22 protein-coding genes and 3 pseudogenes are annotated in these 25,109 nt (G+C 49.0%); 16 read left to right on the plus strand and 9 right to left on the minus strand.

Annotation, left to right across the window (positions count from 1 at the left end; all coding sequences use genetic code 11):
- The first annotated feature begins 327 nt into the window (after positions 1-327).
- The 7 genes and pseudogenes from cls to bsh all read left to right on the plus strand — a co-directional run bounded on the left by cls (position 328) and on the right by bsh (position 7,572).
- Positions 328-1,887, plus strand: a complete 1,560-nt coding sequence (gene cls / locus D3F01_RS12265; protein ID WP_005921174.1) for a cardiolipin synthase — start codon at positions 328-330, stop codon at positions 1,885-1,887.
- Between the two features lie 197 nt (positions 1,888-2,084).
- Positions 2,085-3,517: pseudogene (locus D3F01_RS12270) on the plus strand (phospholipase D family protein).
- Positions 3,496-4,206 (plus strand): response regulator transcription factor, encoded by a 711-nt coding sequence (locus D3F01_RS12275; protein WP_117526385.1) that lies wholly within the window; start codon positions 3,496-3,498, stop codon positions 4,204-4,206. The pseudogene D3F01_RS12270 and the gene D3F01_RS12275 overlap by 22 nt, the downstream one beginning before the upstream one ends.
- Entirely contained in the window at positions 4,206-5,249 is a 1,044-nt protein-coding gene (locus D3F01_RS12280) for a HAMP domain-containing sensor histidine kinase (RefSeq protein WP_005929825.1), read from the plus strand. The genes D3F01_RS12275 and D3F01_RS12280 overlap by 1 nt, the downstream gene beginning before the upstream one ends.
- Positions 5,250-5,282: 33 nt before the next feature.
- Positions 5,283-6,346, plus strand: a pseudogene (locus D3F01_RS12285) (FUSC family protein).
- Positions 6,336-6,466: pseudogene (locus D3F01_RS12290) on the plus strand (CDP-alcohol phosphatidyltransferase family protein); the annotation flags it as partial. The pseudogenes D3F01_RS12285 and D3F01_RS12290, both read left to right, overlap by 11 nt.
- Before the next feature lie 116 nt (positions 6,467-6,582).
- Complete coding sequence (gene bsh, locus D3F01_RS12295) at positions 6,583-7,572, plus strand: choloylglycine hydrolase (RefSeq protein ID WP_008396540.1); 990 nt, start codon at positions 6,583-6,585, stop codon at positions 7,570-7,572.
- A 155-nt stretch (positions 7,573-7,727) separates the two neighbouring features.
- On the opposite strand, the gene D3F01_RS12300 is transcribed toward bsh, so the two are convergent.
- Positions 7,728-8,237: an ImmA/IrrE family metallo-endopeptidase gene (locus D3F01_RS12300; protein ID WP_002576373.1), complete on the minus strand. Its 510-nt coding sequence runs from the start codon at positions 8,235-8,237 to the stop codon at positions 7,728-7,730.
- A gap of 48 nt (positions 8,238-8,285) precedes the next feature.
- A complete protein-coding gene (locus D3F01_RS12305) occupies positions 8,286-8,702 on the minus strand; it encodes a helix-turn-helix transcriptional regulator (protein ID WP_002576372.1) in 417 nt (138 codons plus the stop codon).
- Positions 8,703-8,903: 201 nt separating this feature from the next.
- Here D3F01_RS12305 and D3F01_RS12310 point away from each other — a divergent pair, with 201 nt between their 5' ends.
- From D3F01_RS12310 to D3F01_RS12345, 8 genes are all read left to right on the plus strand, one after another.
- Positions 8,904-10,139, plus strand: a complete 1,236-nt coding sequence (locus D3F01_RS12310; RefSeq protein ID WP_008396547.1) for a DNA polymerase IV — start codon at positions 8,904-8,906, stop codon at positions 10,137-10,139.
- A gap of 81 nt (positions 10,140-10,220) precedes the next feature.
- Complete coding sequence (locus D3F01_RS12315) at positions 10,221-10,481, plus strand: hypothetical protein (protein ID WP_008396548.1); 261 nt, start codon at positions 10,221-10,223, stop codon at positions 10,479-10,481.
- Complete coding sequence (locus D3F01_RS12320; protein WP_008396551.1) at positions 10,478-11,209, plus strand: ImmA/IrrE family metallo-endopeptidase; 732 nt, start codon at positions 10,478-10,480, stop codon at positions 11,207-11,209. The genes D3F01_RS12315 and D3F01_RS12320 overlap by 4 nt, the downstream gene beginning before the upstream one ends.
- A gap of 473 nt (positions 11,210-11,682) precedes the next feature.
- A complete protein-coding gene (locus tag D3F01_RS12325) occupies positions 11,683-11,964 on the plus strand; it encodes a helix-turn-helix transcriptional regulator (protein WP_013274263.1) in 282 nt (93 codons plus the stop codon).
- 472 nt (positions 11,965-12,436) lie between these two features.
- Positions 12,437-12,859, plus strand: a complete 423-nt coding sequence (locus D3F01_RS12330) for a type II toxin-antitoxin system PemK/MazF family toxin (protein ID WP_013274262.1) — start codon at positions 12,437-12,439, stop codon at positions 12,857-12,859.
- On the plus strand, positions 12,852-13,097 hold the full coding sequence (locus D3F01_RS12335) for a DNA-binding protein (protein WP_117526447.1): 246 nt from the start codon (positions 12,852-12,854) through the stop codon (positions 13,095-13,097). The genes D3F01_RS12330 and D3F01_RS12335 overlap by 8 nt, the downstream gene beginning before the upstream one ends.
- A gap of 59 nt (positions 13,098-13,156) precedes the next feature.
- On the plus strand, positions 13,157-14,371 hold the full coding sequence (locus D3F01_RS12340; RefSeq protein WP_117526387.1) for a site-specific integrase: 1,215 nt from the start codon (positions 13,157-13,159) through the stop codon (positions 14,369-14,371).
- Positions 14,372-14,523: 152 nt separating this feature from the next.
- Positions 14,524-15,732, plus strand: a complete 1,209-nt coding sequence (locus D3F01_RS12345; RefSeq protein WP_117526388.1) for a site-specific integrase — start codon at positions 14,524-14,526, stop codon at positions 15,730-15,732.
- 477 nt (positions 15,733-16,209) lie between these two features.
- Here the strand turns inward: D3F01_RS12345 and D3F01_RS12350 are convergent, their stop codons facing one another.
- From D3F01_RS12350 to asnS, 6 genes are all read right to left on the minus strand, one after another.
- Positions 16,210-16,695, minus strand: coding sequence for a sigma-70 family RNA polymerase sigma factor (locus D3F01_RS12350; protein WP_242888968.1), 486 nt, complete (start codon positions 16,693-16,695; stop codon positions 16,210-16,212).
- A gap of 4 nt (positions 16,696-16,699) precedes the next feature.
- Positions 16,700-17,386: a zf-HC2 domain-containing protein gene (locus D3F01_RS12355; protein ID WP_242888970.1), complete on the minus strand. Its 687-nt coding sequence runs from the start codon at positions 17,384-17,386 to the stop codon at positions 16,700-16,702.
- An 89-nt stretch (positions 17,387-17,475) separates the two neighbouring features.
- Positions 17,476-18,780 (minus strand): M23 family metallopeptidase, encoded by a 1,305-nt coding sequence (locus D3F01_RS12360; RefSeq protein ID WP_242888972.1) that lies wholly within the window; start codon positions 18,778-18,780, stop codon positions 17,476-17,478.
- Between the two features lie 125 nt (positions 18,781-18,905).
- On the minus strand, positions 18,906-19,112 hold the full coding sequence (locus tag D3F01_RS12365) for a hypothetical protein (protein ID WP_005929737.1): 207 nt from the start codon (positions 19,110-19,112) through the stop codon (positions 18,906-18,908).
- Between the two features lie 127 nt (positions 19,113-19,239).
- Positions 19,240-20,295 (minus strand): A/G-specific adenine glycosylase, encoded by a 1,056-nt coding sequence (locus tag D3F01_RS12370; RefSeq protein ID WP_242888974.1) that lies wholly within the window; start codon positions 20,293-20,295, stop codon positions 19,240-19,242.
- 168 nt (positions 20,296-20,463) lie between these two features.
- On the minus strand, positions 20,464-21,852 hold the full coding sequence (gene asnS / locus D3F01_RS12375; RefSeq protein ID WP_242888976.1) for an asparagine--tRNA ligase: 1,389 nt from the start codon (positions 21,850-21,852) through the stop codon (positions 20,464-20,466).
- 467 nt (positions 21,853-22,319) lie between these two features.
- Between asnS and D3F01_RS12380 the strand changes: the two genes are divergently transcribed.
- Positions 22,320-23,780, plus strand: a complete 1,461-nt coding sequence (locus D3F01_RS12380) for a hypothetical protein (RefSeq protein WP_242888978.1) — start codon at positions 22,320-22,322, stop codon at positions 23,778-23,780.
- A 118-nt stretch (positions 23,781-23,898) separates the two neighbouring features.
- Here the strand turns inward: D3F01_RS12380 and D3F01_RS12385 are convergent, their stop codons facing one another.
- The gene (locus tag D3F01_RS12385) at positions 23,899-25,008 is read right to left on the minus strand and encodes a stage II sporulation protein P (protein WP_242888980.1); all 1,110 of its coding nucleotides are present in this window, start codon (positions 25,006-25,008) and stop codon (positions 23,899-23,901) included.
- Positions 25,009-25,109: the final 101 nt, after the last annotated feature.

Consider the following 25,109-nt stretch of genomic DNA (forward strand, 5'->3'; position numbering starts at 1 on the left):
TGGCTTCTTTTTTGTACGCCCCTATGAGGAAGCTGCATGGGCCACTTTCTACCGCGATATTACCGCAGCACCTACCGAACCGGATGAAGCATACTGACTTTTATACTATTTCGCAGATGTGACCGGACTTTCGAGGTGATCTGCGTACCTATTGCAATTCTGACTATTTGGAATATACTTGTAAGTATCAAATTATTTCACTGTATGAGGACATCCGCACCAAACTTATCCAGTCCGGTGTAATGAAATGCAGAGAATAAAAGACAAAATTGGTATGTTCCACGAAATTTAGGGAGAAAACTGAGCAAGTAGGAAGGCGGAATATATATGAAACAAGATACTTTAGAGGGCAAAGCAAAAACAAAAAATGGGGTAAAACGGCTGTGTTTTTCCATAATCTGCATTCTTCTGGAAGTGATTTTTATTATTACTATCGTAACACGCTTGAATGAATATGCAGAAGTCATAAATTTATTTACAAGGATTTTGAGTGGGATCTTGGTTTTGGGATTGTACGCATCAAATAAGACATCCTCTATGAAAATGCCTTGGGTCATCTTAATTCTAATTTTCCCAATTATGGGTGTAGGCCTGTATTTGTTGATTGGTTTGAATGGTGGCACACATAAAATGCGTGAGCGGTATGCAGAAATTGATAGCAAATTGTTACCAATGCTTCCGGACAGTCAGGAGTGTTTGAGCAGAATAAAAGAAACAATTCCGAAAGCAGGAAATATAGCAAGTTACATACAAAGAAATTCGCAGTATCCAATCTATCAGAATACGGATATTGTGTATTTTGATGAAGCAGTGAAAGGATTAGAGGCACAGCTTAAGGATTTGGAGAAAGCACAAAAGTTTATTTTTATGGAATATCATGCGATAGAAGACGCTGAAGCATGGCATAAGATTCAAGATGTTCTGGAAGAGCGAGTAAAAGCAGGTGTGGAAGTTAGAGTATTCTACGATGACATGGGTTCTATAGGCTTTATTAACACAGATTTTGTGAAAAAAATGGAGACAATAGGAATTCATTGCCGTGTATTCAATCCGTTTATGCCAGGTTTAAATCTGTTTTTGAACAATCGTGATCATAGAAAAATAACAGTTATTGATGGAAAAGTCGGATTTACAGGTGGATATAATCTAGCAAACGAATATTTTAATTACACACACCCGTATGGACAGTGGAAAGATACAGGTATTCGTTTAGAAGGAGATGCTGTTCAGTCGCTTACAGTGACATTTTTAGAAATGTGGAATGCTGTTAGTGAAAAAGCTACGAATGATACTGATTTTAGTAAATACATTATTCATTACGATTATAAAGCACAGCAAACAGGTTTTGTTCAGCCTTATGCAGACAGTCCTATGGATAATGAGCAGGTCGGAGAAGAAGTTTATATCAGTATGATAAATAAAGCTGAAAAATATTGTTGGTTTATGACTCCATATCTAATCATAACAGATGAAATGACGCATGCGTTATGTCTGGCTGCTAAGCGAGGGGTAGACGTAAGAATTATCACACCTGGTATCCCTGATAAAAAATTCATTTATAATGTAACTCGTTCTTTTTATCATGGATTAGTTAAACATGGTGTTCGTGTTTATGAGTGGACTCCTGGTTTCTGTCATGCAAAAATGAGTGTGGCAGATGACTGTATGGCAACTTGTGGAACAATTAATTTGGATTATCGAAGTTTATATCACCATTTTGAAAACGGCTGTTTTATGGCAGATTGTCAGGCAGTTGTGGAAATAAAAAATGATCTGATAAGAACGATGGGAGAATGTCGTGATGTGACAGACCAATATCAAACCGGACGAAGTGCATATTTGCGACTGGGACAATTATTTATGAGATTATTTGCTGGATTGCTATAAGAATTTGATGAAACGACCTTTCAAAAAACAGTTGATTTAGAAGTTAACTGTTTTTGAAAGGCCGTTTTTGCTATATCTAACAGTCTGTTGTACAAAGAAGATTTTGCATGGATGAAAAAAACAAACCTTGTTGAGGTTAAATTGAGGCTGACTTTGTATTGTATAGACATAAGATGAAAAAAGTCAGGTGATGTGCGATGGGAAAACGTAAGATATTTAAAATTGTTTTTGCTATACTGTCAAATTTTTATGTGTGGTTTTTTATGAATTGCTCGGAATCTGCGTTGCATATAAAAAGCAGCCGGAAGTGTCCAATACAACCAAAAAAGAAACAAAAAATGGGTCATGGAACGAATGCAGTGAAAATACAGAACGGGCAGTAATCATAGAAAAGAATCCAGAAGCGCTTTTACAAAGAGTGCGTTTGATCAAGAATGCAAAAAAGGAAATTATTCTTTCTACTTTTGCATTTCAATCCGATGAAAGTGGAAAATTGATCTTAGGAGCACTGCATGATGCGGCAGACAGAGGTGTACATATTCGTCTGTTAGTAGATGGAATGGAGAGCTGGATTGATATGGAAGGAAATCCGTATTTCTATGGATTATCTTCCCATGAGAATGTTGAAATTAAACTGTATAATAAGGCCAATCCGTTGAAACCATGGAAGATGATGGGGAGAATGCATGATAAATATTTGATTGCAGATGGTAAGACATATATTCTTGGTGGAAGAAATACATACAATTATTTCTTGGGTGATTTTCTGGGACATAAGAACTATGACAGAGATGTGTTAGTGGTTTGCGATGAACCTGAGAAAGAAAATTCAGTTAATCAGTTGTTAGAGTATTTTGAAACGATATGGGAACAAGAAGACAGTGGTTATTTTCATGACAATAAAAAACTGGCAAATAGAAAATCTGTAAAGAACGCAGTTTTAGAGCTGCAGAACGGCTATCAGAAATATTTTGAAGAGAATAAGGAAAGAATCTGCGATACCGATTACACGGACGAAACTTTTGAGACAGAAAAGATTGCATTAGTGTCAAATCCTATCCACACAGGTCCCAAGGAACCAGTAGTCTGGTATCAACTGGGAGAACTAATGAAAAATGCAAAAGAGCGCGTGAAAATTCATACACCATATATTATCTGCAATGATATGATGTCTAATACATGGAAAGAGATTGCGGAGAGAGTTCCGGATTTTTCTATCATGACCAATTCGGTTGCCAACAATGGAAATCCATTTGGAGCTGCCGATTATGCGAAAAACAGAAATAGAATCTTAAGTACAGGAATTAATATCTGGGAATATGAAGGCGGTTATTCATACCACGGAAAAAGTATTCTGATTGACGATGATCTGTCTGTAATCGGTTCCTTTAATATGGACATGAGAAGTGCATATCTGGATACGGAACTGATGCTTGTAATTCGCAGTAAAGATATTAATAAACAGTTGGAAGAGGGCATGATGGAATATGAAAGAGTGTCCCGCCAGGTATTGGAAGATGGAACCTATCGTGATCCATATCATGTAGAGCCAATCGAATTAACAAAGAAACGTCAGAGAAAAATATTTTTGGTACAGCATCTGCTTGGATGGGCAAGGTATCTGTTTTAATAAGGAGGAAGGAAAACGTGTTTCAAATATTGATTGTAGAAGATGATAAAGAATTAAGCCAGCTATTCCAAAAAGTGCTTGAGAAGAATGGATATCAAGTCAAAAGTGCATCGGATGGAGCACAGGCATTAGACGTATTGGTTAAGGAATATATTGATCTGATCATTTCTGATATTATGATGCCGGTTATGGATGGTTATGAACTGGTGTCGGAACTCCGTTCAGCAGGATATCAGATACCTGTACTTATGATCACTGCGAAAGGTTCCTTTGATGATATGCGCCAGGGATTTCTTTCGGGAAGTGACGATTATATGGTAAAACCGGTAAATGTGAATGAAATGGTTTTAAGAGTCGGAGCACTGCTTCGCCGTGCACAGATACTGAATGAACACAAAATTGTGATCGGTTCAACAGAGTTTGATTATGATGCAATGACGGTTACAACTGATAAGGAAAGTCTTGTTTTGCCTAAAAAAGAATTCCTGCTTTTATATAAGCTTGCAGCTTCGCCAGGCAGAATATTTACAAAACAACAGTTGATGGATGAAGTATGGGGATACGAGACGGAGGCAGACCCACATACGATAGAGGTACATATAGGAAGAATCAGGGAGCGTTTGAAAGATAACCCTGATTTTGAAATCGTAACAATGCGTGGAATTGGATACAAGGTGGTGAAAAAATAATGGAACAAAAGAAAGAAAAAGGATTGCGGATTCGATCCTGTCTGACTGGTGCAATCTGGCTGGCACTTGTATTTTCAACAGTCATATCTGCTTTATTATTTGCTTTTTTGAATCATTTTTTTAATCTGCCGGGCAGCATACCTGTGCTTGGCTGGCTTTTGATTTTCAATACATTGATTGCAGGGCTGATCACTTCCTTTATTAATGCAAAGTTACTAGAACCAATTACAAGACTTAGTAAAGCAATGAAGGAAGTTTCTCGGGGAGATTTTGAACAGCATTTGGAAACGAATAGCCGTATAGCAGAAGTTGGAGAATCTTATCAAAGTTTTAACGTTATGACAAAAGAACTTCGTGCAACAGAGGTGCTGCAGATGGATTTTGTATCTGATGTTTCTCATGAGTTTAAGACCCCGATTAATGCCATTGAAGGATATACAATGCTGCTTCAGGGAGAAGAACTGTCTCCGGATCAAGAGGAATATGTAGAAAAAATCTTATTTAACACCCAAAGACTTTCCGGATTGGTTGGTAATATTTTGCTGTTATCCAAGTTAGAGAATCAGAATATACCAATGAAAAAAACAGAATATCGTCTGGATGAACAGATCCGCCAGGCAGTTCTTTCATTGGAAACAAAATGGACAGAAAAAGAAATTGGTTTTCAGGTAGAATTGGAGGAAGTTAAATATACTGCGAATGAAGGACTTTTTATGCATATCTGGATAAATCTTTTAGATAATGCGATTAAGTTCAGCCCTTCAAAGGGGACAATTACGATGTTTCTGAAACAAGAACAGGATTCTGTTAAGTTCATTCTGGAAGATGAAGGACCAGGAATAGAGGATGATGTAAAATCCAGAATATTTGACAAGTTCTATCAGGTAGATGGATCTCATAAAGCAGAAGGAAATGGCCTAGGTCTTGCACTTGTAAAACGGATTGTAGATAGTGCCGGAGGAACAATCAAAGCAGAAAACCGTGAATATGGTGGATGCAGATTTGTTATAGAGCTGCCAAAGCAGAAAGATGAGATTATCTAGTTTTAAGATAAATTAGAAGATGGGAGGATTTATATGACATTTTATCAGGAGTTGCAGTTAAATCAGGCAGGTTCTAAAAACCTGTTGAAAAAGAGTGAAACACTAAAAGAAAAACTATATCATATGTGGGTATATCTGGTGAAGATAGCTGCTACAATGGCATTTTGTTTTTTCTTTGTTAGTATTTTCAGCATCCTATTTGGAAATGAGAACAGCATTGTAGGTGTAGTAGTCTTATTATGTCTCATGGTGTTTAGGAATGCGGATCTGGGGATTCACACCGGACAATCTACGATGCTTTTGGCTTTGTTCTTTGTAATTATGACTGTATGTCCGCATTTAGCAAATCAGTTTTCACCGGTATTGGGAATGCTGTTAAATATTGCGGCACTGGCTGTGTTGATTCTGTTCGGATGCCATAATCCATCCATGTTTAATCAATCTACATTGGTTCTTGGGTATCTGCTGCTATATGGTTATGATGTTACGGGAAAAAGCTATCAGATGCGATTAGTCGGAATGGCTTTAGGTGCAGCACTTACCTGCTTCGTATTTTATCGAAATCATAAAAACAGAACTTATAAAAGAAATCTGAAAGATCTGATACAAGAATTTGATATCACTTCTTCCAGAACAAAATGGCAGATATGTCAGATTTTATGCGTACCGATTGTCCTTTGCATTGCAGAACTTTGTAATATGCCACGTGCAATGTGGGCTGGTATTGCGGCCATGTCCGTGATTTTGCCGTCTATGGAAGATATGCACTACAGAGTCCGTAAAAGGATTGTCGGAAATATTGCAGGTGTTATATGTTTTACAGTATTATATTTTCTGCTTCCTTCGTCAATCTATGCATATATAGGAATTCTTGGTGGAATCGGTGTAGGATTTTCAGCACAATATGGCTGGCAGGCAGTATTTAACACATTTGGTGCTTTAGCCATTGCTGCAGAGACATATGGACTACAAGGAGCGGTTGGTCTTAGAGTGAGTCAAAATGTTTTTGGTGTTGTGTTTGCTTTAGCATTTTGTGTTATATTTTATTGGTTTATGCCTAAAAAAAGGAAAGTGAGGTGACCGTACATGCAGAGTGAAGTGAATCAGGAAGAAAATTTGAATAGAATTATTACGGTTCCTAATCTTCTTTCTTTTTTCGGCTTTGTCTGATTCCGGTAATTATATGGAGTTATTGTGTAAAGAAAAATCCTCGAATGAATGCAGGGAAGTGACCGAAAAGTACCGCACAGGACGGAGTGCATATTTATGGCTCGGACAGTTGTTTATGAGATTGTTTGCAGGACTATTATAGCAGAAAGAAGAGGTGTTCGATATGTGTACAGCAGCAACTTACAAAACAAAAGATTTTTATATGGGCAGAACGCTTGATTATGAATTTTCCTATGGGGAACAGATCACGATAACGCCAAGAAATTACGAATTTGATTTCCGGTTTGCCGGGAAGATAAAAAGCCATTATGCTTTGATCGGAATGGCATTTGTTGCAGAAGGTTATCCGCTTTATTATGATGCTGTTAATGAAAAAGGCCTTGGAATGGCAGGTCTTAATTTTGTCGGCAATGCGGCATATGAAGAGGCTTTGCCGGAAGATGAAACAGAAGTCAGCCAGGTGGCACAGTTCGAGTTCATCCCATGGATCCTTACACAGTGTGCTACTGTAGCAGAGGCGAGAGAGAAGCTGGCAGCAATGAGACTGACAGGTACAGCATTCAGTGAACAGCTGCCGACAGCACAGCTTCACTGGATCATTGCAGACAAAGACTCCTGTATCGTTGTTGAGTCTATGAAAGATGGGCTGCATGTATATGATAATCCGGTAGGAGTGCTTACCAATAATCCACCATTCCCGAGTCAGATGTTTGCACTGAATAATTATGCCGGAGTATCCAGAAAACAGCCGGAGAGTACTTTTGCAGGAGTATTACAGCTTGATGCATATAGCAGAGGAATGGGTGGAATGGGAATACCTGGAGATCTTTCCAGCCAGTCAAGATTTGTGAAAGTTGCCTTTACAAAATTAAATTCGATCTCCGGTGAAGAAGAGGATGAGAGTGTAAGTCAGTTCTTCCATATCTTAGGATCCGTAGATCAGCAGCGTGGATGCTGTGAGGTGACAGAAGGCAAATATGAGATCACGATATACACGTCCTGTTGTAATACAGCAAAAGGTATTTACTATTATACGACTTATGATAATCATCAGATCACAGCGGTTGACATGCATGCGGAAAATCTGGATTCAGATCAGCTGATCTGTTATCCGCTTCTGTCCAAGGGCGAAGTCAGATGGCAGAATAAATAATACGAAAATGCACGGAGAAAGCATAACGCAGAACAACAGGAGGACAATATCGAGATTGTATGGAATGCAGATGTTAGGTTGATAATTGTGCAAGCACCGCCTGCACAATTTGTGCAACAAAAAAGAGGAGCCAGTCCAGACTCCTCAAAGGTACGTTATTTCAAAAAGTTGCTCTTGTGTTCCAGCGCGTGCAGATTATAGCCAAGTGTAGCCAGGTGCGCTACCTTCAGCGCAACCAGATTGATGTCGGTGGACATCGCACTGGCGATCTGCTCGGCTGTGTATCCATACTCATAGATGTAACGAAGGACTTCATCGCTGTCCATCAGAATCTCTGCTGCTACGATGTTCGCTTCATATTCCGGTTTGGATTTCATATCGTAGAGCATGAACTCATGAATCGGGGTGGTTTTCGCCATATTCCGGTGAAGCTGATCATGCCCTAATTCATGTGCGCACACGATGCGCAGCATATTTTCATCCAGACTGTTATTCAGGAAAATAAAGCGATTTCGCTTAATCACCCGGTACATTCCCTTCAGGGAACCGAAATTTTCGCAAAGCATGACATTGATACCAAGCTGCCTTGCAATTTCAAAAGGGTCTCTGGAACCGCAGCGTTTTACCAGTTTCTCACCGACCCGTGAAAGCTGTTCCGCATTCATCATACCACCTCCAGTTTACAGTATAGCGAAAAGTGTGTACGATACATATCACTGATCGGATTTTTTACGCCTCGTTTTCGGGGCGTATTTTTTATTGTTCTCTTTGGCAATCCAGTAGGCATCGGTCAGAGCTTTATAAGCTCCTTCGATGGCATCTTCGCTTAATTCGCCGCCAGCGAACATACCGGTCACTTCGCTGACCAGTTCTTCAATATCTTTCGCTGCTTTTGCGCCGCCTTTTTCATGAGCTTCTACGACATAGGTGCCGCTGCTTCCCAGCAGGTACTCAGTAGTAGTATTCAGCGCATCCGCAATCTTCTGGATCGTAACCATATTGGATGGTTTGCGGCTGCCAAGCTCATAATTCTGAATTGTGCGGGCGGTTACACCGGCCTTCTCTGCAAGTTCTACCTGAGTTAAATTGGCTTCTGTTCTTTTTTCTTTCAACCTTTCTTTGAAGACCATAGAAATACCTCTTTCTTTTTTGATAACGAACACGAACACTTTTTCATAAAAACCTATTGACACGAAAAACTGTGCTTGCTATAATGACGATGAAAACACGAAATACAATTCGTGTAATTATAGTATCACAAGAAATGCTGTGTGTCAATGCGTTCGTGAAAAGTTGTTCGTGCTTTCACGAACGGAGAGGAGGAATACAGGATGCAAAGAGTGATTCTTCACTGTGATATGAATAATTTCTATGCCTCTGTCGAGTGTATGCTGAATCCGGAACTGAAGAACAAGCCGGTGGCAGTGTGTGGTTCTGTGGAGGAACGGCATGGTATCGTACTTGCGAAGAACTACGCAGCAAAGGCGTTTGGCGTTTCCACGGGAGAGGCAATCTGGCAAGCAAAGCAGAAGTGCCAGGATCTTGTGATCGTGGAGCCGCACTATGAGCAATATATGAAGTTTTCAAAGCTGGCTCGTGGGATATACGGTCGCTATACCGATCAGATCGAGCCGTATGGGATGGACGAATGCTGGCTGGATGTGACCGGAAGCGGCTGCATGGGAACCGGATTTGAAATCGCAGATGAGATTCGCAGAACGGTTAAGTTTGAATTGGGACTTACGATTTCCGCAGGAGTGAGCTTCAATAAGATTTTTGCCAAGCTTGGGTCGGATATGAAAAAGCCGGATGCGATTACCTGCATCGAAGCAGATTCGTTCCAGGAGAAGATTTGGTGTCTTCCCGCCTCTGACTTGCTTGGAGTCGGCAGAGCGACCGAGAAGGTTCTGTCCGGTTATGGGATTCATACCATTGGAGAGCTTGCTGCAACATCGGATGATTTCTTGAAGTGCCGCCTTGGAAAGAATGGACTGGCGATTAAGAAATATGCCAATGGACTGGATGATTCGCCGGTTATGCGTTCCGATTATGTCTCCCCAGTAAAGAGCATTGGGCACGGAATAACGACCATGCAGGATTTGGAGAATAACGCCGAAGTCTGGTGTGTCATGCTGGAACTGGTGCAGGAGATCGGAACCAAGCTGCGAGCACATAAAAAGAAAGCTGGCGGAATAGCGATTTCCATCCGCAACAACGAGCTTTACACGAAAGAGTGGCAGTGCCGGATTGGTATTCCGACACAAAGCCCTACCTATCTGGCGAAAACCGCATTTGCACTGTTTGCAAAGAACTATCAGTGGGAGCATCCGATTCGTTCAGTGACGGTTCGGGCAATCAACCTGTTTGAAGAGGATTGTCCGATACAATACGACCTATTCACCGACGTGAAATCACTGGATCGCCAGGAACGGCTGGACGCAGCGATTGAGCAGATTCGATTCCGATTTGGGAAAGATGCGATTAAAAATGGGGTACTTTTTCAGAAAAGCAAGATGCCGACAGAGCGAAAAGTGGATTTGGTTATGCCGACAGGAATGATTGGTTAATACAGCACCGGTAGAATCTGGTGAGTTCTTTGCTAAAAGAAGTCAACACATTCGCCGGTTTACAGAGGAGGAGCGTAGAATATGTCGGAACAGAAATGTAGAAAAGTATATGTACCTGTGAACTTAGATGTGGATGCAGAGGGAAATATTCGCCCGCGCCTAATTCGATGGATTGACGGACGGGTGTATGAGATCGACCGATTGAAGCATAAGTGCCGAGCTTCTTCCACGAAAGTGGGCGGCTGCGGAATTCGTTATACGGTCATGATCGGTGGGCATGAGAGTTTTCTGTTCAACGAAGATGAAAAATGGTTCGTTGAGGCAAAGGAGCAGTGCCTATGATCCTTTCACAGAAAAAAATAGAAGAAATCGCTGTTGCAGTGATAAGAGATTTTCAAAAGTCCTTTTTCGGCAGCGAAGCAGATGATCCGGCAAGATTTGCGCTTCCGACACCCATTGACCAGTTTGCATCCGATTATCTGAACCTGAAGGTGTCATTTCAAAAGTTGTCCTCGGACGGAAGCATCTATGGTCTGACCGCGTATGTGGATACAGAATATCAGATAGAGGTTGATGGAAGTCAGAGGAGCATCTTCCTGAAAACTAATGATGTGGTTCTGGACAAGAGTTTCATTGAACCAGAGAATATTCGGAAACTCTGCGGAAAACGCAGATTTACGCTGGCACATGAGTGCGCTCACCAGATATTGTTTCAGCTGGATGCCGATGACCGAAAGATAGCCTGCCATAAGAGACCGGAAGTGAGGAAAAAAGGTTCCCGCGTTCTGAGAACGCAGGAAGATTGGAACGAGTGGCAGGCCAATTCGCTGGGAGCTGCCATCCTGATGCCCCAGTTAGAAGTGGATCGGGCGATGTGGTTCATCAACAGCAGAAAGCCTCTGACATGTTATGGATGGCGTTTTTATAACAAAGACCAGGTGAAGATAGATACTTTCTGTGGTGTCTTTGGCGTTTCGAGATCGGCAGCTGCTATCCGCTTGGAACAACTGGGCTATCTGAACCGGAAAAAGGATTATGAATATCGTGATCCATTGGAGGTGTGGCCATGAGCAGGAATATCAGAGTATCGGAACCATCTGCGGAAATGCAGATTAAAATCATCCGGGCAAAGGATGCGATTGCTTCGCAAAAGCCCAGGATTGTCAGGTGTCCTTATTGCCGACATAATTCAATCATCGTCTTTGAGGATACCAGAGGACATGTGCAGACCAAATGCAAGGCCTGCGGACGTGAGACCGTCTTCAATGTTTTGGAGATGAGAAGATTACGGAGATTGCAGCTCTACTATTCGTCTCTGAATGGTTGAGATGACAATAAATAACCCTATTAACACAATTTTATAAGTCATAGCTGTGCTGTGGAGCCGCTGACAGGCGAAGTCTTCCGAATGCCGCATGAGACAGAATTATGGAATACCCATGTTCTGTTTTATCGGCACAGGATTTTTTCTTCACCGTCATGCGGCTCCTTTTTTGACCTTCCGTTGGTCCGGTTCTGTACCGGCTGTGCGGAAGGAGAAAGTATGTATTACGATCAGCATGTATGTGGAGCAAGAATTCAAGAGCTGCGCAAATCAAAAGGGTATACGCAGGAGGCTCTGGCTGAGGCGATTGATATTGATGCAAAACGCATTTCAAAAATTGAGCGCGGAGTAATATCGGCATCTTATAACGACATGATTCTGTTTTCGGAATTCTTTGGAGTAACGCTGGATTATCTGATTATTGGCAAGAGACAGGATGTGGATGCGTTGAAAAAGAGAGTGCAGGATGCCATTACGCAGCTTCAGGAAGCACTGATGTGAACTCGCAAAATTAGGTGGGCAAAGTCGCAGTTTCCGGCGTGTTATGTAAAACCGCATTCTTTTATACTTACTTTACAGCTAAGGCAACAAGGCTGATGAACTATGAAAATTGAATACTCATTCTCCAAGTACATTACTGACAGAACGAGCCTTCGACTGCACGCCATGATGCCCAACAGGGGCGAAGCGGAATCGCAGCAGCAAATGTCGGATTGCAACCGACGGTGGTGTAAAAGCCTGTCAGGGACAATGATACTTCCGTAATTCGCGGTCCGGCCATAAAGAAGGCGGGATGGTTAAATTCCAATGGAGCAGTGAAGCACACTGCCGCTTGTGAGAAATCCCCGATCTCTGGGGTACCAAGAAAAAGTACAGAGAAACCATATTTTAAGAAAAGCTGTCAGAATAAAGCAGTTGTATTATTTTTTGTCAGCTTTTATCCATAGATGATTATGGGATTGGAGGCAACCAGATGAAAGAAAACTGGGTTTACCGGCGAGGAGATATTTACCTTGCCAATCTTGGTGTTCCGATAGGATCAAAGCAGGGCGGTGTTCGTCCGGTAGTGGTTCTTCAGAACGATGTCGGCAACTTTTATTCGCCGACGATTACGGTTGCTCCTCTGACAACGAAGATTCAAAAGAAAAGAAGCCAGCCAACACATTATTTCCTTCGGAAGGCAAAAGGGCTGGCAAGATCTTCGATGGTATTGGCGGAGCAGCTTGATACATGTGATAAGACCTGTGTGATTCGGTATCTCGGCAAGGTAAGTAAGGGACAGATGCGCGGAATTGATGAAGCTGTGAAAGTGCAGCTTGGATATTATATTCCGGAACAGGCGGAGAAAAAAAGACAAGGCAAATGCCGAAAGGAAGTGAATTTTGATGGTGGATAAATTGATTAAGCGTAAAGAAGCCGCTGAGATGTTGGGGATTAGCCTGGACACCTTGGATCATGCAAGAATGGAAGGGCTGATCACTTACGTTCAGTATGTTGAGAATGGCTGTGTTTATTTTACTGAAGTTGGACTTCAGGAGTATATTGCAAGGTCTACACATCGTGCAAGGCCGAAGGATAACAATCCGACTTTCCGAAAGAAGAGAACAGCCAGGAGCGGAATTCGACATCGTTGAGTATTGGCAGGTTATTCGCAATAATGAATATATCAGCTAAAAGTTTGGAGGTGTCGAAGATGGCAAGAAAAAGATATGCGATTCCTCAGTACGGAACCGTCATCATGGCGGGTAAGGAATATTACCGGACTCGAATTGAGGATGCTGATGGAAAGCGGGTGGCGTTGTATGGCAGAACCCGTGAAGAATTATATGATAAAGTGCTCGAAGCGAGAGAGCAGATTGAGGATAATACTTTTCGTAGATCATCCCCCACAGTAAAGGAGTATTGCGAAAAGTGGCTGTTGTTACAATCCGCACAGGTAAGAGCCACTACGTTGACGGATTACACATCGAAAGTAAACCGGCATATTATAAAGCCTCTGGGTCATATGAATATAGCAGATGTTACAGCGGATGATATTCGTCTGGCACTGGTTCCGGTATCCAAAAAATCAGCGTCTGTGTACAAATCGGTCAATATACTTTATAAGAGCATCTTTGCGGCGGCAAAGGAAAGCAAAGTGATTCAGGACAATCCTACAATTTATTTGTCTGGAAAGAACGGGGGCGTTCCTCAAAAAGAGAAAAACCCTTTGACTGATGATCAGGTGGAGAGATTGCTGGATGCGATAAGAGGATTACCACCGTATGTATTTGTGATGCTTGGTTTGTATGCGGGGCTTCGGCGAGAAGAAATTCTTGCATTGCAGTGGGATTCAGTTTTTCTGGATGAAGCAGCACCGTATTTGACAGTGTGCAGAGCTTGGCATACAGAGCACAATCGACCGATAATAATGTCTGAACTGAAAACAAAGGCTGCTCATCGAGATGTACCGCTTCCTGATTGCCTGGCGAAATGCCTGAGAGAAGCAAAGGAGAATTCCACATCAGACTATGTTGTTGCGAACAACGAGGGCGAACCGCTTTCATATACGCAGTTTAAGAGGCTCTGGCAGTATATTGTGACCAGAACTGTAAAGGAACGGAGCTACTACCGTTATGAGAATGGAAAACGAGTGAAGCATACGGTGAAACCAGTGCTGGGCGAAAGAGCTGCGCATAATGGAAAGGTGGTTTATAGCTTAGACTTTGAAGTGACACCACATTTGCTGCGGCATACTTATATTACAAATCTTATTCACGCATCGGTTGATCCTAAAACAGTTCAATATCTTGCCGGTCATGAGAACAGCAAGATAACGATGGACATTTATGCAAAGGCAAAGTATAACCGACCGGATGAACTGGCGGGTATATTAGAGGATACCTTTACACTGTGGGATGCAGAATAGGCCAGACAGTTTCATGAATGAGATCAAAAAGAGTAGGGATAATCCCTGCTCTTTTTACATATAGCCGACATCCTTGAGAACCGGAGCAGCATTCTGGATAATTAAAGAGCAAAGATCAATTTGGATATATCAAGAAAATGGAGGAAGCAATAATGGCAAGAAAAAAAGTAGTGCCGGAATATGGAACAATTATGAAGAGGGGCGTTCAATATTACAGAACACGAATGCAGGATGCGGATGGAAAATGGATTTCGCTATATGCACAGACTCCTGAAGAGCTGTACGATAAATCCATTGAGATGAAGCGCAGTATTGAGGATGAAATATTCCGGAAGAATAACCCGACAGTAGCTGAGTATTGCGAAAAATGGTTGAAGATGCGCTCGGCGAGTGTGCGAGAAAACACATTGAGTGGATATGAGCGCACGATAAGAAAATATATTATTGGCGCTATTGGAGATATGTATATGGACGAAGTGACGACCGATGACCTTCGCTTGCTGCTGGTGCCAATCTCCAAGCAATCAGCTTCCCTGTACAGCAAAATGAATATGCTGATCAAATGTGTTTTCTATTCAGCAGAAGAAAGCAAAATCATCAGTTATAATCCGGCTGCGTCGCTTTCCGCAAAAGGCGGAACACCAAAGCAGGAAAAGAAGGCATTGACGGATGAGCAGGTGAAAATTCTTCTGGATACAATCAGGGGATTACCACCGTATGTCTTCGTAATGATTGGGTTGTACGCAGGGTTGCGGCGGGAAGAAATTCTTGCACTGCGATGGGATTGTGTTTTCCTGGATGAAGCCACTCCATATATTTCGGTACGGCGAGCATGGCGTTCTGTGAATAATCGTCCGGTAATTTCAACAGAATTAAAAACGCCAGCAGCTAAAAGGGACATTCCTATTCCGGGCAAGCTGGTGGAATGTTTGAAAGAGGCAAAAGAAAAGTCAAAATCGGAATATGTGATCTCTGACAGGAATGGTAACGCTCTGGCTGAATCCCAGTTCGTGAGGGTGTGGAAGTACATAGCAGTTCGTTCTACGGAAGAACGCTGCTATTACACCTATGTGAATGAGCAGAAGATTAAGCATGTGGTAAAGCCGAAGCTTGGTGAGCATCAGCCGAACAATCCGAAGTTGGTATATACGATGGATTTTCAAGTGACACCGCATCAATTGCGTCACACTTATATCACGAATCTGATTTATGCTTCGGTTGATCCTAAAACCGTACAGTATCTTGCCGGACACGAAAACAGCAAGGTGACTATGGACATTTACGCCAAAGTCAAGTATAATAAACCTGCCCAATTACATGGGGTGATCAACAGAGCAATCGACACATCAAAAAAAGATTAGGGTTAAAATCCGACAAAAGCCTACAAAATCGTGGGTTTAAGAACTGGTGGACGAAGAGCAAAAAGCTTGAAAAACCGCGTAAAATCAAGCAAAATCGAGCTTCGGTTTCGTGAAGTACGGTCTGAAGGCTGCACGTCGTGCACCCCAGTTCTCCAAGCGCTGATTTATTTCAGATGTATCTTTACGGCTCTGCTTCGGCAGAGCCGTTTTTTGTTGCCTGCTTTCCCGGAGAACTGGGGAGCACGACTGCGCATCTCCGGCGGTTGCCCCGCAAGGGGCGAGCCGGTGGCGCTAAAAATCTTTGCTCAAGCATCGCGTGCAGGGCGCAGCCCTGCCAGCGATGCACCTCAGTTCTCCAAGCGCTGATTTATTTCAGATGTATCTTTACGGCTCTGCTTCGGCAGAGCCGTTTTTTGTATTTCAAAAAGAACACCCTCGGCCCAAAGGCGCGGGGGTGTTCTGCTGTGATAGGGAATGTCAGGTGGAAGAGGAAAGCATCTTCTGCAGCTGGGTCTTGGCCCGGTAGTAGGTCACCCGGGCCCATGCGGCGTTGTGGCCGAAGATCAGCCCGATGCGCTCAAAGGGCAGCTCGCCGAATACCCGGAGGCTGAACACCTCTTTGTAAGGCTCGTCCAGCGTGTGCAGACACTGATGCACGGTGAATGCCGCATCCTGATCGACCAGCAGCTGGGCAATGTCCGGCGTGTCGGCGGGGGCGGTTTCGGCATCTTCCAGCGGGGCAGTGTGCTTTGTCCGGCGGCAGTGGGAATAATAGGCGTTGCGGGCCACCGTGAACAGCCACGCCCGTACATCCTGCCGGTCGTCGTAGTCCTTCAGGCCGTCCAGTGCCTTGAAGAAAGTCTCCTGTGTCAGTTCTTCGGCCAGCGCTTCGTTGTGGGCCAGGCCCTGCAGGAACAGAAACACATCCCGGAAGTAGAGCCGGTAAATGCTGTCGATGTCCATAGGCTCAGCCCTTCTTATAGTCGATGCCGTATTCCTGGTCGGTGCCGTAGGCGTAGTCGAAGGTACCGTCCGGGTTTTCCTGCACGATGTAGCGGTCTACCAGCTGTCCATCGCGGTAGTACAGGGTCTGGTCTGCGCAGTCCACGGTCAGCAGCTGGGTGCGAGACACCATGACCCATACAGTGGATCGATCAGAATCCACCAGGGCTGTCAGTACCCGATGCACGCCCGGAAAGCGGTAGCGCATGGCCCGCACAGTGATCTGCGGCTTGCCCCAGCTGAAGGTGCCGTCCATATCCAGCCAGACACCCTCGCCCTGCACTTCCAGAATGCAGATGTCTGCTCCATTCTCTTTGCGGTTGTAGGTCCAGAACTGAGCCTGCTCTGCGGTGGCCGGGATGCGGGCAGTGCCCATCCAGAATATCATTGCCAGAGCGCACAGGGCAGCCAGCACGGAGCCGATTGCAGCACGGATGCTCCTTCTTTGCAGGGCGGCCCTGATCCTGCGCAGGGGCGCATCCGGCTGCGCTTCCGGCCGTACCGGCACCGGCTGCTCCATCTGTTCCAGCTCGGCGCGGCAGGCTTCACATTCGGCCAGATGTTCTTTCACCAGTGCGTTGGTGGCCTCGCTGGTGATGTGCTCCGCATACAGCGGCAGCAGGTCACGGATGATATCACAATTCGTTTTCATCGTATTTTGCCCTCCTTTTTCATGGCCTTTCACCCCAATAACGCAGAAAAGGAGAAAGCGTTACAGGTTTCTGCAAATTTTTTGCAGGCTCAGCCCTTCTCCTGCCAGAATAATCCGCCGCTGGTCTGGAACAGGGGCCAGGGGTTCACGCTCTTGCTGCCGAGTTTGAAATCCATGGTCAGCTCCTCGCCCAGCACGCCGACAGCCTGCCCCCGCTCCACGGTCTGGCCGCGGGTCACGGAGAGCTCCTGCAGGCCATACAGATAACTGCGCACGCCGCAGCCGTGGTCGATGACCACGGTGCTGCCGGTGAGAGCCAGATCGCCTGCAAACACCACCACGCCATTCGCCGGGGCACGGCAGGGCTCACCGGGGATGGTGTAGAGCCGGGTGGAGTTGGAGCGGCTGCCCTGCTGGCCGCCGGTCACCTTGACCTGACCGAAATCCACCAGCGTCATGTAGTTTTCTGCCGGGCAGAGGAAAGCACCGGCCCAGAGTTTTTCCCGCACGGGCTGCTCGTACAGGGGCCAGATGTTGTTCCGGAACTCGGTGTTGGCAGCCTCGGTGGATGCAGGTTCCGGCTCCACCTCCACGGTGCCGAAATCCTTGGGCAGAACGGTCAGCGTCCGGGCAAAGGTTTCGCCGTTGACGGTAACGTTGACCGTGTGCCCACCCGCCGAAGCGTTGTAGGCGGCGGGGATGTAGGCACGCCAGCCGCTGCCCAGCCGGACGCACTGAACGCTGCCCAGGTCGGTCTCCACGGCGGGAGCGGTCTCGCCGGTCAGGCCGGTGATGGAAAGCGCCGCCACACCGCCCTGCTCCAGCCGCTCGGTGGAAAGGGCGACCTCCGCGCTGGCCTGCAGGGTGAACCGGAAGGAGTAGCTGTACCAGCCCGTGGGTTTGGCCGGGTGCTCCACGCCCAGGTTCCTGCGGATGGCACCGGTGGCACCGCCCTCAAACTGGGTGGCAAGATAGTCCTGCGGCAGCCGCCAGACCGTCAGCTTTGCCTTGTAATCCCCGTTGGCAGGGAAGAGAAAGTCCTCGTACTGAGAGGCCGACCCAGCAAACACGATGCTGCCGATGTCGGTTTCAATGGTCAGGGTGGTGTAGCTGGCCCAATCGGGCAGGGCGAGGGCCGGGTGTGCGTCATACAGCACGCCCAGTTTCTGCACAGTCAGGGTCTCCGGGCTGGTGAACACCTTATCGAACACGCCGCCCAGCAGCGGCACCTGCCAGCAGGAGCCGTTCACTTCCAGCGTCTGCCCGCCGAACTGCGTGTCTGCCGCCGGGCGGGAACCCTCGCCGGTAAAGGAATAGCTCACGGTCATCACCGCGCCCAGCAGCACGGCAACGCCCAGAATGACACCAACGACCCACAACAAAAATCGTTTCATGGATATGTACTCCTTAGGCGGCATCCCTTTTCAGGTGCAAAGCGTCTGAGAGGGGATGCCGTTATGAAAAAACGCACCCGACCAGTCGAAAAAAGACAAGCCGGGTGCGCTTTTCGATGTTTGGTTTATTCTGCGGCATCCTCGGCAGAAGGATCTTCTGCGGGCTGCTCTGCGGCAGGCTCAACGGTCTCAGCCTTATCCTCGCCAAACAGCAGACGCTCGTACTCGTCCAGCTCCTTCTCACGGCGGTGCAGATAGACAGCCACGGCGGCCAGCGCACCGGCCACAGCGGCCAGCGTGGCAATAACAGCGATCAGACAGGATTTCTTCATAGGACACACTCCTTTTCTGGTGGGGAACGGTGGTTCATGGAACCGGAGTTCATTTTGATAAGGCTATTATACCCGGAAAAGCAAAAAATTACAATCCGAAATGCAGAAATTTCATCAATCCGGGCAATCACAGCAATTTGGTCAGCAGCAGTTTTTTGTAGACCTTGAAGGCACCGGGCAGGGTGTACGCAGCCTCCAGCTGCTCCTTTCCGGCCCAGACGCAGCCTGCGGGGGCGGACTGCTCCGGCACAGTGAGGAAATAGCCGCTCTGGTGCCATTCGATGTGGGTGAAAATGTGCTTGGCCGCAGGCAGAGGCGTGAAATGTACCCCTGTGCAGTCCAGCCCCAGGGCAGCAAGGCGGGCGGCGGTCTCTGCGGCGGTGAGGGTGGTATCCTCCCACAGCACCGGCTGCCACAGCCCGGCCAGCAGGCCCTTGGCCGGCCGCTGCTGGAGCAGCACCCGGCCTTCGTTCAGCACCAGCGCCACCGTGACCGGTGTGATGCGCCGGGCCTTGGGGGGCGTTTTCTGGGGCAGGGAGAGGGCGGTGCCTGCGGCCCGGGCCCGGCAGAGCGTGCCCAGCGGGCACTGCTCACACAGAGGTGCGCCGTTGGGCAGGCAGACCAGTGCGCCCAGCTCCATCAGGGCCTGATTGTAGTCTCCGGCTTTTGCGGGCGGCTGGTGCTCCATGACCCGTGCCGTGAACTCCCGCTTCACCTGCGGGTCGGTGATCAGCCGGGGGTCGTTGTAGAGCCGGGCAAACACCCGCAGAACATTGCCGTCCACGGCGGGCACCGGGAGACCGAAGCTGATGGAGGCAATGGCCCCCGCCGTGTACTCCCCGATGCCGGGCAGGGCCAGCAGGGCGTTGTAATCAGCAGGCAGCTGCCCGCCGTACTGAGCGCAGACGATCTTCGCTGCCTTCTGCAGGTTGCGCACCCGGCTGTAATAACCCAGCCCCTCCCACAGCTTGTGCAGCTTTTCCTCCTCACATCCGGCCAGCGCGGGGATATCCGGCAGGGCGGCAAGGAAGCGCTCGTAGTAGGGCAGCGCCGCCGAGACCCGGGTCTGCTGCAGCATGATCTCGCTCAGCCAGACATGGTAGGGCGTAGGGTCCTCCCGGAAGGGGAGGATGCGGCGGCTGGCGTAGAACCAGTCCAACAGGGCAGGAGCGATATTTTCCACTTGTATTTATCTCCTTGTTGAAAACAACCCTCTCCGTCATTGCTCCGCAATGCCACCTCTCCCGAGGGGAGAGGCTATGCTGCCTTTATCCAAGAGCCGCAATAGGCTCCCCCTTCGGGGGAGCTGGCAAAGCCGACAGGCTTTGACTGAGAGGGTTGAATTTAATCCTTAGAAACCGTAAGCGGTGCGGGGGAAGGGCAGCACGTCACGGATGTTCTGGATGCCCGTGAGGTACATGATCATCCGCTCGAAGCCCAGGCCGTAACCGGCGTGCTCCACGCCGCCGAACTTGCGCAGGTTCAGGTACCACTCGTAGTTGGTCTTGTCCATGCCCAGCTCGTCCATGCGGGCCACCAGCTTGTCGTAGTTCTCCTCGCGCTGGCTGCCGCCGATCAGCTCGCCGATGCCGGGCACCAGCATATCAGCTGCGGCCACGGTCTTGCCGTCCGCGTTCATCTTCATGTAGAAGCTCTTGATCTCCTTGGGGTAATCGGTGACAAAGACGGGCTTCTTGAACACGACCTCGGTCAGGTAGCGCTCGTGCTCGGTCTGGATATCCACGCCCCACTCCACGGGGAACTGGAACTTCTTGTTGTTCTTCTTCAGGATCTCGATGGCCTCAGTGTAGGTGATGCGGCCGAACTCGCTGTTTGCCACCAGTTCCAGGCGCTCGATCAGGCCCTTGTCGATGAACTGGTTGAAGAAGGCCATCTCATCGGGGCAGTTGTCCAGCACGTAGCGGATGACGAACTTGGTCATGGCCTCGGCGGTGTCCATGTAGCCCTTCAGGTCGCAGAAGGCCATCTCAGGCTCGATCATCCAGAACTCGGCGGCGTGGCGGGTGGTAAAGCTCTTCTCCGCACGGAAGGTGGGGCCGAAGGTGTACACCTTGCCAAAGGCCATGGCCATGGCCTCGGCCTCCAGCTGGCCGGAAACGGTCAGGTTGACGGGCTTCTCAAAGAAGTCCTGGCTGTAATCCACGGTGCCGTCCTCGTTCTTGGGCACGTTCTGCAGGTCCAGCGTGGTGACCTGGAACATCTCACCGGCACCCTCGCAGTCGGAAGCGGTCAGCAGGGGAGAGTGGGAGTAGACGAAGCCGTTCTCCTGGAAGAACTTGTGGATGGCATAGGCAGCCACGCTGCGCACGCGGAATGCGGCGTTGAAGGTGTTGGTGCGGGGGCGCAGGGTGGGCATGGTGCGCAGATACTCCATGCTCATCTTCTTTTTCTGCAGGGGGTACTCGTCTGCGGGGCAGTCGCCCAGGATCTCCACGCTGTCGGCATTCAGCTCAAAGGGCTGCTTTGCCTGCGGGGTCAGGACGATGCGGCCCACGATGCGCAGGCTGCTGTACAGGCCGGTATGGATGACCTCCTCGTAGTTTCCCAGCTTGCCAGCCTCCAGCACGACCTGCAGGGTCTTGAAGCAGCCGCCGTCCGACAGGGCGATGAAGCCGATGTTCTTGGAATCACGGATGTTCTTGGCCCAGCCGCACACGGTGACCACCGTGCCGTCGGCGGGAGTGTTCTTGTACAGCGAGACGATCTCAGTACGTTCCATCTTTCTTTCCTCCGATATAAAAATAAAAAGACAGCTTTGCCCTGAATTTTCAGGGCGAACAAGCTGTCTTGTAATGTCCGCGGTGCCACCTGAATTACCGGAAGTGTCCGGTCGCTCGCGCGCTCCAATAAGCGCTGCCCTGGTAACGCTGGGCTTTGCGGCGCACCTACTGGCGGCGGAATGCCGTGTTCAGCTTGCAGCTCCCGGGTGTTCGTTCGCGCACTGGCCCGCACGCGGCTCTCAGCTGCTGCCGCGCTCTCTGTAGCGTCCTGGATGCGTTACTTTTCCCGATCCTTGCTTTTCAGTAATTCTAAAAATAGCACAGCAGCACCGGTTTGTCAATCGGCTTTTTGTGGAAAAACGGTTGAATTCTGACGGAAAGGATGCTATTATTTATCCTGTTATAGTATGTGCATTGCACAAAACGGAACAAACATGAAGATTGGCTTTGTCCTGAGGAGTAGAGCATGAACGAAAATCAAACCACTTACCCCACCGGCGCACAGGATGAGGAAGAGATCGACCTCGTCGCGCTCATGGTGACCCTTCTACACAAGCTCAAGCCCATCCTGCTGACCGCGGTTGTCTGTGCTGTGCTCTTTGGCGGTGTGGCCGGTGTGCGGGCCGCAAAGGGTGGCAGCACCTCGGCTGAGGAACAGAAAGCCTATGAACAGGCACTGGACGAGTATGAGCAGAAGAAGGCCGACTACGCCTTCGAGCAGAAGCAGTACGAACAGAGCACGGCCAACAACCAGCAGATGCAGAAGCAGGCCCAGAAGACACTGGAGCAGGCCCGGGATTACGCCGAAAATTCCCTGCTGGGCCAGTTGAACGCCTATAATGTCTGGACGGCACAGGCGGATGTCTATGTGGATGCTGCTGATGCTTCCCGTACCGCTGCCCTGCTGACGGCTTACAGCAACCAGCTGACCAACGGCGATGCGCTGGAGCAGGCGGCAGAGGCTGTGAACCTGCAGGCCCGCTACCTGACCGGTGTGATCGCGGCAGAGCCGCAGGTCAGCGGTACGGAGACAGTTGCCTACAGCGGCGTTCTGACCCTGCGGGCTTACGCGGCAGATCAGGTGCGTGCCCAGGCTATGCTGGATGCGATGCTGGGCCAGCTGAACCGCCTGCATGACAGTATTTCTGCTGCTGTGGGCAGCCATGATGTGCGGGTGATCAGCACCGGCATCAGCCAGGGCGTTTCCATGGAACTGCGGGCAGCCCAGCAGGAGAACAACGCCGATATCCAGGAGTTGCAGAGCCAGCTGGTGGAACTGCAAAGCGCACAGCAGACGCTGGACGACAATTGGAACTCTACCAAGAGCGACTGGAAGAACATCTCTGAGCCCGCACTGGGCGGCGGCGCTGCCTCCTCGGTGGCAAAGTACCTGCTCATTGGCTTCCTGCTGGGCGGTGTGCTTGCCTGCGGCGTGGTCGTGGTCAAGTTCCTGCTGGACGGCATGGTCTACTCGGCCAGCGAGCTGAACCGCTCCACCGGCCTGCCCGTGCTGGGCGCACTGGCCAGCGACCGCACCAAGAAGGCCGGAAAGCTGGATGCAAAGCTCTATCAGATGGAGGGCCGCCCCGATGGCAGCGCGGACGCTGAGATGCTCTGCCTGATGGCTCAGACCATCCGCAGCCGCGCTCCGGAGGCGAAGAATATTCTGGTTACCGGCGATCTGCCTGCGGACCAGCTGGAAGCACTGGCCGCTGCCCTGCAGGCCACGGAACCCCTGCGCGGCCAGAGCGTGACCGCCGCCGAGAGCATCCTCAAGGCCGCTGCCACCGTGCCCCATGTGGTGGCTGCCGATGCCATTGTGCTGGCTGCCGACTGCACGGTCACCCGCACCGATGCCGTGCGGGAGCAGAACGAGAAGATCGTTCGGCTGGGCAAGCAGATCCTGGGCTGCATCGTATACGAATAAGCAAAAATAAAATAAACCTCTCAGTCTCGCATTCGCTCGCCAGCTCCCCTGATAGGGGAGCCCTTGGCAAAGAGGGCAGGTCCTACTTGCCAAAGAAGCAGATGCGGACTGGGAGGTTTTACTGTTTTAATGCTGAAATCAACCCTTGGGCGGCAAGCTGCCCGGCATAGAGAGCCTCGTTCAGGTTGTTGCCGTGCCCGCCGATCTCAATGAGCAGGCTGCCGGGGGTCAGATCCTGATTGTAGAACCGATAGCTGAACAGGACCGGGCGGGTGAAGCCGGGGTACAGGCCCTCCATGGCGGTTTCCCAGGCGGCGGCAAAACGGAGGTTGAGCCGGTAGTTGGGCAGGCTGACTGTGGTGCCGTTGTCGCACCCGCAGATGATCATCACCTGCGCTGCCTGCCGCCCGTTGACGGTGCACACCGGGGCCATGCGGGAGCCGTTCTCAGTCTCGATGGCATCCCGGTGGACATCCAGCACGATCTTGATGCTGGGATACTGCGATAAGTATTGCTGTACCACCGCGCGGCTGTTGGCATAGCTGCCGGTGTAGCTGGGGTAGTCGTTCAGGGTCTCATCGTGCAGGGTATTGAGCCCGGCGGCGTTGAGGGTGTCCGCCATCACCCGGCCCACAGCGCACATGTTGAGGTCCCGGTCGGTGGTGCGGGAGCCGTCCCCCGGGCGGTACCACAGCCCTGCCGAGAGCCGGTAATCCTCGGTGGCATGGGTGTGCATGATGAGGATCTGCGGGTCGGGGCTGTTCCACTCCACCGCAAAGGGGAGCGGGTTGGTGATCTCGGCGGCAATGTCGGCGCTGGAGACGCTGGTGTTGTTCTTGATGCTGCCGCTGCCGCAGGGAATGTATTTTTCCCCGCTGCCCTGCGGATAGTTCTTTTCCAGGATGGCACCGGCTCCCTCCGGGCGGGCCTCATCGCCTTCCAGCGGGACAAGGTAGGCTTCAATGTCACCGGCAGGCAGGGCGGGAGCCTCCTGTGCGGGCTCTGCCTGTGTTTCCTGCGCGGGTTCGCTCACAGCCTGTGCGGCATTCTCGGAGAGGTCTTTCCGGCTCAGGGAAAGGGCGGTCTGCACGGCTGGCAGCGGCCCGATGACCACCGCTGCCAGCGTGAGGAGCAGCTGGTGCGCAAACAGTGCCAGCCCCAGCGCAAGGCCTGCCGCCGCTGCAAAAGGCAGGGGATGCCCGCACCCCGCCATTTCCCGCCTGCGCATGGAACCTCACCCCCTTCTGCAAAATAGATATGAGAGAACCGCTCCGTCAATGCGAACGGATTGCTGCCTCTCCCAGTAGGAGCAGCAGGCCGACAGCAGCA

Source organism: Faecalibacterium sp. BCRC 81149 (assembly GCF_022750605.1).
GTDB lineage: Bacteria > Bacillota > Clostridia > Oscillospirales > Ruminococcaceae > Faecalibacterium > Faecalibacterium duncaniae.